Here is a 14,956-nt window from a genome sequence, read left to right on the forward strand (position 1 = left end):
TTCAGCGCGCTGCGAGGATGTGTTCGAAGTCCTTGAGCGCTGCGGCGGCCGTGGCACGGGGGTCGGAGGCGCCTCCGATAACGGTCAGCGGGCCCATCTCATCGGTCACCGCGGTGAGGCCCTTCATGCTCCCGCGCAGATGGGCGAAGGGGTGGTCCTGCCCGTAGGTCCGGAGTTCGACGCCGGCCCGGAAGCCGCCGTCGTCGCGCTCGACGAAACCGACCAGCCGCGGCGACTGGCCCTCGCTACGCCACCGAGCGACGTCGTCCGCGCCTACGTGCCTGATTCCCTCCCGCGGGAGGGCGTCCAGACGTAGGCCGGCCCCGAGCGCCGCATTGGCGATGATGACGAGCTTCGCCGCGGTGTCCCAGCCCTCGACGTCGAAGCTCGGGTCAGGTTCGGCGATGCCGCGCTCCTGGGCGAGGGCCACCGCATCGCCGAAGCCGAGGCCGTTCATCATTTCCTCGAGGACGAGGTTCGCGGTGCCCGTGAGGACCGCTTCGAAGGAAAGGACGCGGCAGCCGGCCAGACTGTGCCGAAGGAAATCGACTGTGGGCAGGCCGGACGCTGCGGCTGCGCTGAGCCGGAGGCTTCCACCGTGGGCGTCGGCGAGGCGGAGAAGCCCGCGAAGGTCGACGACGAGCGCCCCCTTCGAGACGGCGATCGCCTGCATGCCGCGTTCGAGGGCGCCGCGGAGGTAGAGGAGCGAGGCCCCTCCGGTGCGGTAGTCGCTCGGGCCAGCCTCGATGAGGACGTCGGCATCCATCTGACGGAGGAACGTCTCACCGGTGAGACCCTGGGCGACGCGCTCCCGGTCATCCAGCCGGGCGGGCTCGAGCCCTGCGAGGTCGATGAGGCCAGCGGCAGAGCCGCAGACTCCGGTGATCCGCACGTCGGCGCCGTAGCGCTCCCTGTAAGCCTCACGCCGGGCGAGCAGCATCTGGGCGATCCGGCGTCCGATGCTCCCAAAGCCCGTGATGGCGACGGCGATGTTCCGCTCGGTCTTCATGGCGGGCCCCAGCGTAGCATTTTCGATTTGCCGCTGACCCTGTGACTCCAGCTGTCATGCTCGCGACACGCCATCAAATAGACATGTCTAAAGGCTGTTGTACACGCACAATTGACATGTCCAACGGAAGCCCTGACGCGCGGGGGAAAGCGGGTCTCACGCTTGGGCTCCATTGACGACATTCGTCTCGCAGGAGTGTAGGTGAAGATCGAAGAACGCAACCGCCTGGTGGTGGAGCATCTCCCGCTCGTGGGCTATCTGGTCTCAGACCTGTGCGCCCGAGCCACCCACCTCTCCCGCGAGGACATGGCATCCGCTGGCTCGCTCGGCCTCGTGCTTGCGGCCGAGTCGTTCGACCCGAGCACAGGGGTTCCCTTCGGGGCCTTCGCCCGGCGCCGCATCACCGGGGCACTCATGGATGAGCTCCGGTCCCTGGACTGGGCGGGCCGAGGGGCGCGCAAGCGCATGAAGGCGGTCGGCGCCGTGACGGAGACCCTCACGAGCAGCCTTGGCCGGAAGCCCTCCCATGATGAGATCGCGGCTGCCCTCGGAGTGAGCCGTGAGACCGTCGACGAGGCCGCCGCCGACGCGGCCCGCACGGTGAGTCCCCTCGACGAGACCGTCTCCGACACGCTCGTGGCCGACGCGGTCGCCCCCGAGGAAGCGACCTTGGCGGGCGAGCGAACGCGCTACCTGCGCGCCGCCGTGGACTCGCTTCCCGAGCGGCTGCGGCTCGTGGTGACGGCGATCTACCTCGAGGGCGGCTCGGTCAAGGACGTCGCCGAGAGGCTCGGTATCAGCTCATCCGCCGTGTCCCAGCAGAGGAGCGAGGCGATCCGCCTCCTCCGCGAAGGCCTCGCCGTGCACTACGCGGACGGTCCCGAGGCGGCCCCGGCCGTCGAATCCCGGTCCATGTCGCCACGCCGCGCCGCCTATCTCGAAAGCTTCGCGGAGGCAGTCCGGGGCGCGGCCTCCGGTCATCGTCTCGTATCCCCGGCGGCGTCGTAAGTTTCTGCAAGCCGCAATACACTGCACCCAAGACTCAGCGTTGAGGGAGGCCCAGTGGACGTCGGCGTCGCGCGTGAAAGCATCCTTGGGGAGAAGCGCGTCGCGGTCACTCCGGAATCGGCGAGGCAGCTCATCGGGCTGGGGCTCGGCGTCGTCGTCGAAGCGGGCGCGGGTGCGGCGGCAGGCTACCCAGACGCCGCGTACGCTGCGGAGGGCGCGCGGATCGTCCCGTCCCTCGATGTGGCGACGGTCGACGTCATCGCCCACGTCCGCCCGCTCGATCCCCCAGCAGCGGCCCGCCTGAAGCCAGCGACGGTCACGGTTGGTCTCGCCTCGCCGTCGTCCGAATTGCCCACCGTCCGCGCGCTCGCGGAGGGGCGCGTCACGGCTTTCGCGCTCGAACTCGTGCCGCGGATCTCCCGCGCGCAGTCGATGGACGCGCTCACCTCGCAGGCCCTCGTGACGGGTTATCGCTGCGTGCTCGAGGCGGCGATACGGCTTCCGCGGTTCTTCCCCCTCTACATGACGGCTGCCGGGACGATTCCGCCCGCCCGCGTCCTCGTCCTCGGCGCCGGTGTCGCCGGCTTGCAAGCCATCGGCACTGCGAAGCGGCTCGGGGCGCGCGTCTCCGCGAACGATATCCGCCCGGCCTCGGCCGACGAGGTCGCGTCGATGGGTGGGACGTTCATCCGGCTGGACCTGGAATCGGCCGAGGCCGCGGGCGGTTACGCGCGAGAGCTCGGTGCGGACCGGGCAGTGCTCCAGCGTCAGCTCCTCGCGCCCCACGTCGCGGAGGCGGACGTCCTCATCACCACCGCAGCCGTGCCGGGCCGCCCCGCACCGCTCCTCGTGACGAGGGATATGGTCGCCGCCATGCGCCCGGGGTCAGTCGTCGTGGACATGGCCGCGGAGTCGGGAGGCAACGTCGAGGGCTCGGTCGCGGGGGTGGACGTCGTCGTCCCGACGGCCGACGGTTCCGGCGAGGTCACGGTCGTCGGCCTCAAGGACGCCGCCTCGGCCATGGCCTCCGACGCATCGCGCCTCTATGCGAAGAACGTCGCCAACTTCATTGCGCTCCTGACGCGGGAGGGGGAGGTTCACCCCGACTTCGACGACGAGGTCGTCGCCGGAGCATGCCTGACGCACGACGGCGGCGTCCTGCACGAGCCCACCGCGCAGGCTCTCGCGGCGCTCGCCGCGGCGACGGGATCGCCGGTGCTGAGGGCAGGCGAGGGGCGGGAGGACGAGGAGATCGAGGGAGGGGCAGGCTGATGGGCGGAGTTCAGCTTCTCACGATCACGGTTTTGGCCGTGTTCGTGGGGTTCGAGGTGGTCTCGAAGGTCTCGAGCATCCTGCACACCCCGCTCATGTCGGGGGCGAACGCGATCCACGGCATCATCCTCGTCGGTGCCATCACGGTGGCCGGCCAGGCGACGGACGGGTGGGTGCTCGCGGTGGCGCTGCTCGCCGTCGTCCTCGCGACGGCCAATCTCGTGGGCGGGTTCGTCGTCACCGACCGGATGCTGGAGATGTTCCGCGGCCTGAAGTCCGCGGGGCAGGAAACGGTTCAGGGCCCGGGGCGGGAGGCGAAGTGACGCTCATCGCCCCGACGTGGACGGCCCTGCTGTACCTCGTCTCTGCCGTCTGCTTCATCCTCGCCCTCAAGGGGCTCAGCTCGCCCAAGCACGCGCGCCGGGGGAATCTGGTCGGTGCATTCGGCGCCTTGATCGCGCTCGTGACGGTCTTCCTCTCCAGCCGGCTCGAGAACCTGCCGTGGATCCTCGCCGCGATGGTGCTTGGTACCGCGATAGCTGCTCCCGTGGCCCGCCGGGTCAAGATGACCCAGATGCCGCAACTCGTCGCGATGTTCAACGGCGTGGGCGGCGGAGCGGCCGCGCTCGTCGCGCTGCTCGAACTCCCGCACGCCGAGGACGGCTGGCTACGGGTCGCGATCGTGTTCACGCTGCTCGTGGGGGCGATCTCGTTCGCCGGCTCTGGCGTGACGTTCGCCAAGCTCCAGGAGCTCATGACCACTCGGCCCGTCGTGTTCCTTGGCCTGCCCGTGCTCATGGGGGCAGTGCTCGTTGCCGCGGTGGGCACCGCCGCGCTCGTTGTGGCGACGGGTTCGGTGGGACTCGCCGTCGTCGTCCTCGCGGTGGGGCTCGTCGCTGGGCTTCTCTTGGTCCTGCCCGTCGGCGGCGCCGACGTGCCGATCGTGATCTCGCTGCTCAACGCGTTCACGGGCCTCGCCGTCGCCGCGTCGGGGCTCGTGCTCGGCAACGTGCTGCTCGTCGTCGCCGGCACGCTCGTGGGTGCATCGGGCACGATCCTCACCCGGCTCATGGCCGCCGCGATGGGCCGGAGCGTCTCTGGGATCATGTTCGGCGCGTTCAAGGGAGGCTCGACCGCGGGGTCGACCGTGGCGAGCGAGAGGCCTGTCCGCTCCTCGAATCCCGAGGACGTCGCGGTGCTGCTCGGGTATGCGCAGCGGGTGATCATCGTTCCCGGGTATGGGCTCGCCGTCGCGCAGGGCCAGCACACGGCTGCTGAGCTCGCGCAGACCCTCGAATCGCGTGGCGTGGACGTCGAGTTCGCGATCCATCCCGTGGCGGGGCGGATGCCCGGGCACATGAACGTGCTGCTCGCCGAGGCCAATGTGCCGTACGAGTCGCTCAAGGAGATGAGCGAGGTCAACGGGGACTTCAAGCAGGCCGACGTGGCTCTCGTAGTGGGCGCCAACGACGTGGTCAATCCCGCGGCCAAGACCACGCCGGGGTCTCCGATCTACGGAATGCCGATCCTTGAGGCAGGGGACGCGCGCCAGGTCGTGTTCCTCAAGAGGTCGATGAGGCCCGGGTTCGCCGGGATCGAGAACGAGCTTCTGTACGAACCGCAGACGACGCTTCTGTTCGGCGACGCGAAGGAGTCGCTCGCGAAGGTGCTTTCGGCGGTCAAGGCCCTCTAACGCCTTGGGGCCTCGCTCCGGCCCACTTCTGCCCGCGCGACACTCGGGATCCGCGCGACTCGCCGCGCTCCCGACCGATTGGGAAAACACAACCGGGCGGGAGCGCGGGGAGGTGCGGGTCAGACGCCTGCCAGGCGCCCGGCCTCGTACTGGTTCGCTGGACGCGGCAGCCCGTAGTGCTCCCGGAGCGTGCTGCCGGTGTACTCCTCCCGGAACAGGCCGCGGGCCTGGAGCAGCGGCACCACGTGGTCCACGAACTCCTCGAGCCCGGACGGCAGAGCGGCAGCCATGATGTTGAACCCGTCGGCTGCCCCGCCCAAGAACCAGGACTCGATCTCATCCGCGACCTGCTCGGGCGTGCCCGCCAATGTCCGATGCCCGCGGCCCCCGCCGAGACGCCCGATGAGCTCGCGCACGGTGAGCCGCTCGCGCCGAGCGAGCGCGACGATGAGCGTGTACCGGCTCTTCGCACCCTCGATCTCGTCCTCGTCCGGCAGGTCGGCAGGAAGCTCCCGGTCGAGCGGCAGGTCCTCCGGGGCAACGCGCAGGGTCTTCGCTAGCTCATTCCGCGCGTACTCAGGACGGATGAGCTCGTCGAGTTCGCGCTCGCGCCGCAGCGCCTCGGCCACTGTCCCGCCAAGCACTGGCACGATCCCGGGCAGGATCTTGATGCCCTCCGGATTGCGGCCGACGACTGCGGTTCGCACCTTGAGGTCGTTGTAGAACGCCTGTGCTTCTTCGAGGGTCTGCTGGGCGGTGAACACTGCCTCGGCGTACCACGCGGCCAGGACCTTCCCGTCCTCGGACGAGCCCGCCTGGACGATCACGGGCCGGCCTTGCGGGGAGCGGGGCACGTCGAGCGGTCCGCGCACCGAGAAGTGCTCTCCCGCGTGGTCGACGGCCCGCACCCGCTCCGCGTCCGCCCAGACGCCGGCCGCCTTGTCGGCCAGGACGGCGTCGTCGTCCCATGAATCCCACAGCTTGAAGGCGACTTCGAGGAACTCGGCTGCGCGTTCGTATCTCGCACGGTGCAGGGGCTGGTCCTCGAGACCGAAGTTTCGCGCGGCGTCTGCCCCCGCCGTTGTCACGACGTTCCAGCCCGCGCGGCCACCGGAAAGGTGGTCGATCGAGGCGAACCGCCGCGCGAGGTTGTACGGCGAGTTGTAGCTCGTCGAGGCGGTCGCAATCAGCCCGATCTGCTCCGTCGCCGCTGCGAGGGCGGCGAGCAGCACGGTGGGTTCGACAGCCCCCACGGGCCGTCGGCCAACGGAACCGAACAGGACGGGTGAGTCGGCGAAGAAGACGGAATCGAACTTGCCGCGCTCCGCGGTCTGAGCCAGCCGCGTGAAGTGGGCGAGGCTCGTTCCGGCGTGTGGATCGCTTTCGGGCAGCCGCCACGACGCCTCGTGGTGGCCTGTGCTCATGAGGAACGCATTGAGATGCAGCTTCTTCGCCACGGTCAACCACCCGTCCCGACGGAGGCAACCTCGGACCCGACGGCGACAATCTGGGAGTAGTGCGAGGAATCGCCCTCGATGGCCTGGCTCTGGGTCCCCTCCACCCCTCTGGGAATGTCTCCGGCGACGGTCACTCGATTGAGCTTGCGCGGCTGGTCGTCGTAGTTGGACGGCGCATAGTGCTGAGTGATCCGGTTGTCGAAGAGGACGAGCTGGTTCGGCTCCCAGCTCACGCGCACCACGTTCTCGGGCCGCGTGATGTAGGCCTGCAGGAGGCGCAGGATGTCCCTCGATTCCGTGTTGGAGAGCCCCACTATCCGCAGCCGCTGGGCGAAGCCGCCGATGAACAGGCCTCGCTCGCCGGTCAGGGGATGCACGCGGACCACGGGGTGCGCGGTCTGGTACTTGACGCGTGTGAAGACCTTGCGGCGCTCCTCGGCCCCCGCGTGCTCGAGGTTCTTCGGCACGGCGTAGTCGTAGTCGTTGGTGTGGATGGCCCAGAGGGTGTCGGCGAAGTTCCGCAGCTCGGTGGGAAGGTCCTGGTAGGCGCCGGCGGAGGAGGCGATGAGCGTCTCGCCGCCGTACGCGGGCACGATAACGCTCCGCAAGGTCGAGGCCTGCGGCGGGTTCAGCACAAACGTGACATCGGTGTGCCATGTGTTGGCCGAGCCGTCCTCGCTGTCGACGGGCAGCACGTTCTCGGCGCCGTCGACGGAGGCAACCGTCGGGTGTGCCTTGGTGAGCGGACCGAATCGCGAGGCGAAGCGGACCTGCTCCTCGTCCGTGCGGATGTTGGCCTCGCGGAACACGAGGGCCTTGTGCTGGTTGAGGGCATGGCGGATCTGGGCGACTACCTCGTCCGGGAGGTCCTGGCTGAGGTCGAGACCCCGGATTTCCGCTCCGATGCGTGAGCCGAGCTTGGTGAATTCGAGCTGAGTTTCAAGGGCGGTGGTCATTGTTGGATTCCTTTTGGTTGGTTCCGATGAGTTAGCTGCGGGTCTCGACGCGCCACTTCGAGAAGTGGCGTTCGAGGGCAACGAGGAGGGAATTCACGGCGAGCCCGAGGAGCGAGACCGTGAGGATTCCGGCGTACATGTCGGGGATGAGGAAGCTCGACTGCGCATTGATGATCAGGTAGCCGAGCCCGGCCTTCGCCCCGACCATCTCGGCGGCGATGAGCACGAGAATCGAGGCGGTTCCCGCCATCCGGATGCCCGTGAAGATCGTGGGGACAGCCGAGGGCAGGATCACCTTGCGAAACAGGGCGAGGCTCGAGAGCCCGAGCGAGCGGGCCGCCCGGACGAGCAGTGGGTCTACCGTGCGGACCCCCGCGATCGTATTGAGCAGAACGGGGAAGAACGCGGCGTACGCGACAATCGTGATCTTCGATTCCTCGCCGATGCCCAGCAGGAGCGTGAACACCGGCAGGAGTGCGAGAGCCGCGGTGTTGCGGAACACCTCGAGCAGGGGCGTGATGAAGGTGTTGAGCGGGCGATACCACGTGATCAGCAGGCCGGCTGCGACTCCGAGGACGACGGCGACGCCGAACCCTGCGATCGAGCGCGTCAGGCTCGCCCCGATGTGGTTTTCGAGCGCTCCGGTTGCGAGGAGACGCCAAGTTGCCGTGAGGACCTCATGCAGCGGCGGGAGGAAGACGCGGGTCGACGGCGGCGCGAACCACTGCGGCCCGATCTCCCACAAGAGTAGGAAGGCGACGATTGCCGCGGACTTCCAGACGGCGGTTCGGACGACGGCGAGCAGTCGCCTAGTGAGGCGGCGTGTGGGCGCGGCTTGGCTCGCCGTCATGGGGCCTTCGGTTGCGTCGGCCCCGGAATTGGCCTTGGCCTGGATCGGAGCGGTGAGGGTGCTCATCAGGCGGGAATCCTTTCTGCGGTGGCCCGGCGCACCTCGTCATGGAGGAGGTTCCAGACCCTGTGCCGGTAGTCGACGAAGGCGGGATCCGAGCGGATGTCCGCCTCGTCGTCGTGCGCGGGAAGGTGGATGTCCACGATCGCCTTGAGGCGACCTGGGCGGGAGCTCAGGACCGCGACCCGCTGCCCGAGGTAGACCGCCTCCTCGATGCCGTGCGTGATGAACACGATCGTCTTGCCAGTGGCGCGCCAGATCCTGAGCAGTTCGCCCTGGAGCTGTTCGCGGGTCTGGGCGTCGAGGGCCGCGAAGGGCTCGTCCATGAGGAGGATCTCGGGTTCGTAGGCGAGGCTCCGGGCGATCGCGACGCGCTGCTTCATCCCGCCGGAGAGCTCGTGCGGGTAGCGGTCCTCGATGCCAGCGAGGCCCACGAGTTCGAGGTGCTGGCTCGCCTTTTCGGCACGCTCGCGTTTGCTCAGTCCCGTTCCTTCGAGTCCGATCGAGACGTTCTGGGACGCTGTGCGCCAGGGGAAGAGCGCATATTGCTGGAACACGACTGCGCGGTCGGGGCCTGGGCCGGTGACGGGTTTGCCGTTGACGAGGACTTGCCCTGACGTCGGCCGGGTGAGGCCGGCGAGCAGGTCCAGGAGGGTGGTCTTGCCCGAGCCGCTCGGCCCGACGAGGGTCAGGAATTCACCGGCGCGGACGTCGAGCGTGACGTTGTCGAGTGCCGTGAAGCGCCCGGCTCCGCCACGCACTTGGAAATGCTGGCTGACGTCGCGGAGACTGATCTTCGGCGTCATGCGTCATCCTTCGAGGCCGTGGCCTGCGTTGTTGGCGCAGAGTTTGCAAGGCCATTGAATTGGTTCGTGTAGTACTTGGAAGGATCGACCGGGCTGTTCAAGATTCCCGTTTCGTTGAGCCATTTCTGCCAACGGGTGAAATCGGCATCCGTGATGATTCCGGCATGAGGCACCCCGACGCTCTTCCAGTACTGGAGGCTCTTGGTGCTTTCGCCGCGATTGCGCTTTTCGATGATCTGCGTGAATCGCTGGATCACCTGATCGCGTGGAGTCGTACGCTCCCACTCGATCGCCTTCGCGACGCCGGTGGTGAACGTGCGCACCGTATCCGGATTCTGGGCGATGAAATCGTTGCGGAAGACGTATTGACCCCCTGCGAACGTTCCGAAGAGGCCGTAGTCGCTGAACAGGGATCGGAGGCCGCCGGCCGCGACTGCGTTGTCCTGCAGCACGCCGCTCAGCGAGCCGACGTCAACTTGGCCGCGGCGCACGGCTTCTTCGGTGTCGTTCGGCGGGAGCACGACGGGCTGGACCTGCTTGATTTCGTCCGGTGTGAGGCCGTTCTTCTCAAGCCACGTGTCGGTGACCGCCTCGGAATGGGCGCCGAGGGTGTTGACCGCCACCTTCTTCCCGATGAGGTCCCGGGCGGTGTGGATCGGGCTGTCGTTCTTGACGTAGAAGCCGGTGAAGGTCTTCGCGTCCTCGCCGTAGTAGTTCACGACTGCCTTGACCGGCGCTCCGGCCTCGACGAGTTTGACGACCGCTCCCGCGAACGCGCCGCCGAAATCAGTCTGGCCTGTCGCCGCAGACTGGATATCTTGCGGACCACTCGTCGTATTGCCGACCCATTTGAGTTTGACGTTGCCGAGGTATCCGAGGTCTTCGGCGAGTTCGGGAAGGGTTACGTTATTCGCCGAGCCTTGGTATCGGAGTTCGGTGACTTCCGAGCCGGGGCTCGTGGCGGCCGCGGAACTCGAGCAACCGGAGGCCGCCACGGCGATGACGACGGCGGCTGCCGCACTCGCAATCGACGCAATTACTTTCATGGCTGTCTCCTTGACGTTGTCTGCCTCGCCGAGAATTCGGTGAATTCTTCCGGTGGGTCTATCTAAGCCGCCGGTTTATGGAGACTGAAGGGCGAGAGTCAAGAAGAGAAACAGCGGAACACGGGGAAATATATGACCTTGGATTGCGACGTGATTAATTCGGCGTCATGCAGCCTCCACTCGGGGTCAGGGCGCACGGCACGGAGTTTCCACTGAGGCTGTCGCCCGTCGCAGCACGCAGAGTCCGTCGTTCCACCACCTAGTCGGAAACGAGGATCGGCAGGATTGCGATGAGTCCAGCACGGTTCTTCGGCGATCGCTGATCTCTGTGGAGCGAGAGCGTGGGACGCTCGTGGCGGTCGGGCCAACTCGACCGGTCCGGGGCCAGAGGTGTGATGTTCCTGCGTCTCTTGGGGCCCACATCGAGGAGAGGGCTGAGTGTGATCGAATCTGGCGGAATGAGATCGACGACCTTCCGTCGTAGAACGCCTCGCTGGGTGCGGATTGTCGGCCTGGCCATTGTTTGCGTGGAGGTCTCGATTGGTGCTCCGGTGGCGATCTCCGCCGGTTTCGCTCCTCCTCTCCTATTCATCGGTAGCGCAGTTCTGCTCGGGCTCCTGGCAGCGGTGGCGGTCAGCATGGCGACAATCTCGTTAGACGTAGATGAGCATGCGATTACCGTCCGCTTCTGGCCTATCTACCGCAAAGTGATCGCAGTGAGCGACGTGATCTCCGCAACTCTCGTTGAGCGTGCCTCGGTTGCTGAGTTTGGGGGCGTTGGGCTTCGGATGATGCCGCGGCGCGGAGTGGCACTCCTATGGGGAGGCTCGCCAGCAGTCCAACTCACTCTCCGGGACGGGCAGAGGTTCGTTGTGGAGTTGGATGAGGCTCCTGCTGCGGTTGCTCGCCTTTCGCTTGGTGGTCCCGCTTAGCTGGGTCTTTCGGCGTTCCAGCTCACTGAGGGCCACGTTCCATTGGTCGCGGCTCGATGCAAGAGGTGCATGAGCGCAGCCGCGACAGCTTCGGCGGCTGGCGTCGGGCGTGCTGTGCGAGGTGTGGCAAGGACGAGGTCCCGCGCGGCTGCCGGATCGTGTAACGGGGCTATCGAGAGCGAGTGGGATGTCAGTTCGTCCATGAGGCAGACCGCTGGCAGGACCGTCCATCCATGGCCGGCGGCCACGAGCTGTTTGAGGACCCGGGCCGAATTGGTCTGAACCCCGATCTGCGGTTCTGTGGCCGCGCGCGCTGCGGCCTCATCCACCAAGGTCCGCAGAGCGTTACCGCGGGTGGGCAGGACAAGTGGATGGGCCGCCACCTCCGAGAACCGGATGGGTTCCTCGGGCTTGAGACCCGCTTCTCGGGGTGCCACGGCCCACAGCTTCTCGCGGGCCACCGGATAGACGGTGATGGCGGAGGGGTCAGAAACGCCGAACAAGAGTGCCACGTCGAGTTCCCCGTCGTACAGCCAGCGGCGCAGGTGGCCCGCGAAGGCAGTGAAGACATGCAACTCGATGTCGGGGTGCGTGTGGGCCATCGCAGCGACGAGGGGTTCGGCGACGAGGTCGGTGACGCTGTCCAGTAGGCCAACGTTGACGATGCCGCGCACGACCCCAGGGTCTGCTCTGACTGCCGCCCGCCCACGCTCGAGCTCGGCGACCGCCCGCCGGGCATGCTCGACCAGCAGCTCGCCAGCTTCCGTCACGATCATCCCGTTCCGGCTGCGTTCGAACAGGGAGACACCGAGTTCGGATTCGAGCGCCCTGATCTGGCGCGTGACGGCAGGCTGCACGAGATGCAGCACTTGGGCTGCTCGGGTGACGCTGCCCGTTTCAGCGACGGCCAGGAGCGCGTTGAGCTGTTTGATGTCCATTGATCCTCGCCGTTCTCCGCCTCTGGCCCCTGCGGCCGGTATCCAATCGATGCATCATTCCATCACATATTGGCATTCGACCTGTCCTCAGTTAACAGAAGATGATGGTAGCTATGACTTACATCACTGAGGAGCGAACCGCCTCGGGCGAGGATGCACTCGTCGGGCGGCTGCAGGCGCTCCCCACCGCAGCGGTCTCGGACGCAATGGACGCTTTAGGCGTTGCCGGCCAGATTCTGGGAGTCGCGCGGCGAACTGCATCCGGGGCCGTCGCGGGCCGCGCATTCACTGTCAGATATGAGCCGGTCGACGAACAGGGAGGAACGGTCGGGGACTTCCTCGACGATGTTCCTGCCGGCCACGTGGTGGTGATCGAGAACGCGGCTCGGCTGGACTGCACGGTGTGGGGTGGGATCATGAGCCGGGTCGCGGCGGCGCGAGGTGTTTCTGGCACGGTGGTCTATGGCGCATGTCGGGATCTCGCGGCGTCCGAGGAGGCCGGTTACCCTCTCTGGTCGGCCGCGGTCTTCATGAGGACCGGCAAGGATCGCGTGCGCTGCGCTGAGGTCCAGGGCCGGGTGCAGGTTGCGGGGATCGGAGTCGACCCGGGCGACTACGTGCTCGCCGATGCCGATGGTGTGCTGGTCGTACCGGCGAACAGAGTCGACGAGGTTCTGGCGCTCGCGGAACAGATAGAGAGGACCGAGACGGCGATCGCGGAAGCGGCCATCGAAGGCGGGTCACTGGTGGGTGCACGCAGAGCCTTCGGCTACCACGCCCTGCAGAGCCCGAGGGACGGCCGGTGAGCGCGCTTGCAACGGCGCACACAAGCGCCACCTTGCTGGAAGCGTCCAAACTCAACGTGGCGCTCGACCCCGGAATCCGAGCACTCTGGCGAGGTGCTCGTCTGGCCGGTCCTGCGTTTCCCGTCCAAGGAGTGGGGGGAGACAATCTCGCCCTGCACAACGCCGTCCTCGCGGCGCCCCCCGGAAGCATCTTGGTAGCGGACGTCGGCGGGCAGGACTTCGGGCACTGGGGCGAGATCCTCGCTGTCGCAGCGATGTCCCGTGGCATCGGCGGCCTCGTCATCGACGGCGCCGTGAGAGACAGCGTCGAGCAGGAGGCCCTCGGCTTCCCGGTCTTCTCCCGCGGCACCGCCATCCGTGGAACGGCGAAGTCCTTCCCTGGCTGGATCGGGCGGCCGGTGCGGGTTGGCGGGGTGCTCATCCGCCCCGGCGACCTCGTCGTCGGAGATGCCGACGGCGTCCTCAGCCTTCCGTCTGCCCAGGCGGCCGAAATCCTCGAGCGCGCCGACGAGCGTGTGCGCCAGGAGGAATCCATCATCGCGGCGCTCCGCAACGGAGCGACAACCATCGACCTCTACGGACTCGACCCTACAGGTCGGCAATCATGAGAAGGGAAACACCCATGCCTCTCGACGAGGAGAGCACCCTCGCGGCCCCGGCGCGCGCCGAGGAGCCGACCGCCCAACGAAGCACCCGGATCCGCTGGTACGGTGGCGCGATCATCTTCATCATCTGCTTCGTCGCCTACCTTGACCGCATCGTCTTCTCGGTCTCCGCGAGCCCGATGATGGCCGCGCTCCACATCTCACCGGTGCAATTCGGGCTCGCGACGACCCTGTTCAACATCGGTTACTTCGTCTGCCAGATCCCCAGTGCGGTGATGATCCGACGCGTCGGGACGCGGCGGGCGATGACAGTCGCCTTCCTCGCGTGGTCCATCTGCACCGGCCTCACCGGTCTGGCGAACTCTTTCCTTCTGCTTGCAGTGGTCCGGACCCTCTTCGGAGCGGGCGAGGCCCCGGTCTTCCCCGCCGCGAACAGCTTCTTCGCCGACTGGTTCCCCTCCAAGGAGCGTGGTCGGGCGAACTCCTTGATGAACGCTGGGGCATTCCTTGGCCCGGCTCTCGGCGCAGTCCTCCTGGTCCCGATCATCCAAGCTGTTGGATGGCAGGGCGGATTCTTCATCTGCGCAATCCTGGGCTTCGTCCTGACCGCGGTCTGGTACCTGTTCATGCGCGACCGGCCATCTCAGCACCGCCTGGTGAACTCGGCCGAGATCGATCTCATCGCCCTGGGCAGCGACACGGTCGCCTCTCCGGAACGTGCCCCTTGGGGGCTCTTCCTCCGAAAGCGCTCCTTCTGGATGCTCGCGCTCGGGTTCTTCGGCACCCTGTGGACGATCCAGTTCTTCATCTACTGGCTGCCGTACTACCTTCAGAAGGGCCTGCACGTCCCCTTCGGTTCGATCGGAGGGTTCACCAGCCTCTCCTTCGTCGCGATCACCGTCAGCGTCATGGTCGCCGGCGTCGTCAGCGACAAGCTCCTGACCTCCGGACGGCGCCGGTATCAGGCCCGGAACCTGGTCGCCGTCGCCGGACTCGCGATCGCGGCGGTGTGCCTCGTCATGAGCACCACGTCCCAGAACGTCCTCGTCAGCGTGATCTGGCTCAGTGCCGCCCTCGGAGGAGCCGGTGTGGCCCAGACTCTCGCCTGGACGATCGCCACAGACATCGGCCGCGCCTACACCGCCGCCGTCGGGAGCTGGATGAACGCGTGGGGCTTCGTGGCCGCAGCCATCGTTCCGACGGTCGCCCCGATCATCGCGCAGCAGTTCGGATGGACCAACGTCATCGTGCTTAATGCAGCAATGGCAGTCGCCGGTATTGTCGGGTTCCTTCTGACGACGTCGGACCGACCGCTCGTCGCTGACCAGCCAGCGGTCGCGCCCCAATAAGACTGACCCGGCGGCCGGAAGGGCAGCACTGCCAAGTCCGAATGTCGCGGATCTACGGAAAGCCAACAGCCGCGCCCCAGATGGATCTGGGAGCGCGGCTGTTGTGTGCCCCGCCCCGCCCCCACGCCACTGCAACCCGTCCGCAACCCTCGCGCTCCTACGCTCATCG

At 67.2% G+C, this 14,956-nt stretch carries 14 protein-coding genes; 7 read left to right on the forward strand and 7 right to left on the reverse strand.

Features of this window, described 5'->3' with window-relative positions; translation table 11 throughout:
* Position 1: 1 nt before the first annotated feature.
* Positions 2-1,009 carry a homoserine dehydrogenase gene (locus tag L0M17_RS01090; RefSeq protein WP_241050444.1) on the reverse strand — a complete coding sequence of 336 codons (1,008 nt, stop codon included), beginning with the start codon at positions 1,007-1,009 and terminating at the stop codon, positions 2-4.
* A 201-nt stretch (positions 1,010-1,210) separates the two neighbouring features.
* Between L0M17_RS01090 and L0M17_RS01095 the strand changes: the two genes are divergently transcribed.
* The 4 genes from L0M17_RS01095 to L0M17_RS01110 are packed head-to-tail and all read left to right on the forward strand — an operon-like array spanning position 1,211 to position 4,982.
* Entirely contained in the window at positions 1,211-2,017 is an 807-nt protein-coding gene (locus L0M17_RS01095) for a sigma-70 family RNA polymerase sigma factor (protein WP_241050446.1), read from the forward strand.
* A 54-nt stretch (positions 2,018-2,071) separates the two neighbouring features.
* Positions 2,072-3,289 (forward strand): Re/Si-specific NAD(P)(+) transhydrogenase subunit alpha, encoded by a 1,218-nt coding sequence (locus L0M17_RS01100; RefSeq protein ID WP_241050448.1) that lies wholly within the window; start codon positions 2,072-2,074, stop codon positions 3,287-3,289.
* Complete coding sequence (locus L0M17_RS01105; RefSeq protein ID WP_241050450.1) at positions 3,289-3,612, forward strand: NAD(P) transhydrogenase subunit alpha part 2; 324 nt, start codon at positions 3,289-3,291, stop codon at positions 3,610-3,612. The genes L0M17_RS01100 and L0M17_RS01105 overlap by 1 nt, the downstream gene beginning before the upstream one ends.
* Positions 3,609-4,982: an NAD(P)(+) transhydrogenase (Re/Si-specific) subunit beta gene (locus L0M17_RS01110; protein ID WP_241050453.1), complete on the forward strand. Its 1,374-nt coding sequence runs from the start codon at positions 3,609-3,611 to the stop codon at positions 4,980-4,982. The genes L0M17_RS01105 and L0M17_RS01110 overlap by 4 nt, the downstream gene beginning before the upstream one ends.
* 119 nt (positions 4,983-5,101) lie before the next feature.
* Here the strand turns inward: L0M17_RS01110 and L0M17_RS01115 are convergent, their stop codons facing one another.
* The 6 genes from L0M17_RS01115 to L0M17_RS01140 form a co-directional block, all read right to left on the reverse strand.
* Positions 5,102-6,439, reverse strand: a complete 1,338-nt coding sequence (locus tag L0M17_RS01115) for an LLM class flavin-dependent oxidoreductase (protein WP_308196783.1) — start codon at positions 6,437-6,439, stop codon at positions 5,102-5,104.
* 2 nt (positions 6,440-6,441) lie between these two features.
* Positions 6,442-7,395: a TauD/TfdA dioxygenase family protein gene (locus tag L0M17_RS01120; RefSeq protein WP_241050455.1), complete on the reverse strand. Its 954-nt coding sequence runs from the start codon at positions 7,393-7,395 to the stop codon at positions 6,442-6,444.
* A 31-nt stretch (positions 7,396-7,426) separates the two neighbouring features.
* The gene (locus tag L0M17_RS01125) at positions 7,427-8,311 is read right to left on the reverse strand and encodes an ABC transporter permease (protein WP_241050457.1); all 885 of its coding nucleotides are present in this window, start codon (positions 8,309-8,311) and stop codon (positions 7,427-7,429) included.
* Complete coding sequence (locus tag L0M17_RS01130; protein ID WP_241050459.1) at positions 8,311-9,111, reverse strand: ABC transporter ATP-binding protein; 801 nt, start codon at positions 9,109-9,111, stop codon at positions 8,311-8,313. Before L0M17_RS01130 ends, L0M17_RS01125 begins: the two co-directional genes overlap by 1 nt.
* Positions 9,108-10,157 (reverse strand): ABC transporter substrate-binding protein, encoded by a 1,050-nt coding sequence (locus tag L0M17_RS01135; protein ID WP_241050461.1) that lies wholly within the window; start codon positions 10,155-10,157, stop codon positions 9,108-9,110. Before L0M17_RS01135 ends, L0M17_RS01130 begins: the two co-directional genes overlap by 4 nt.
* Before the next feature lie 928 nt (positions 10,158-11,085).
* Positions 11,086-12,027: a LysR family transcriptional regulator gene (locus tag L0M17_RS01140; protein ID WP_241050463.1), complete on the reverse strand. Its 942-nt coding sequence runs from the start codon at positions 12,025-12,027 to the stop codon at positions 11,086-11,088.
* A gap of 113 nt (positions 12,028-12,140) precedes the next feature.
* Between L0M17_RS01140 and L0M17_RS01145 the strand changes: the two genes are divergently transcribed.
* The 3 genes from L0M17_RS01145 to L0M17_RS01155 are packed head-to-tail and all read left to right on the forward strand — an operon-like array spanning position 12,141 to position 14,787.
* Positions 12,141-12,833: an RraA family protein gene (locus L0M17_RS01145; RefSeq protein ID WP_241050465.1), complete on the forward strand. Its 693-nt coding sequence runs from the start codon at positions 12,141-12,143 to the stop codon at positions 12,831-12,833.
* On the forward strand, positions 12,830-13,441 hold the full coding sequence (locus L0M17_RS01150) for an RraA family protein (RefSeq protein ID WP_241050467.1): 612 nt from the start codon (positions 12,830-12,832) through the stop codon (positions 13,439-13,441). The genes L0M17_RS01145 and L0M17_RS01150 overlap by 4 nt, the downstream gene beginning before the upstream one ends.
* A 14-nt stretch (positions 13,442-13,455) precedes the next feature.
* Entirely contained in the window at positions 13,456-14,787 is a 1,332-nt protein-coding gene (locus L0M17_RS01155; RefSeq protein WP_241050469.1) for an MFS transporter, read from the forward strand.
* Positions 14,788-14,956: the final 169 nt, after the last annotated feature.

The sequence above is a fragment of the Sinomonas terrae genome (genome assembly GCF_022539255.1).
Classification (GTDB): Bacteria; Actinomycetota; Actinomycetes; order Actinomycetales; family Micrococcaceae; genus Sinomonas; species Sinomonas terrae.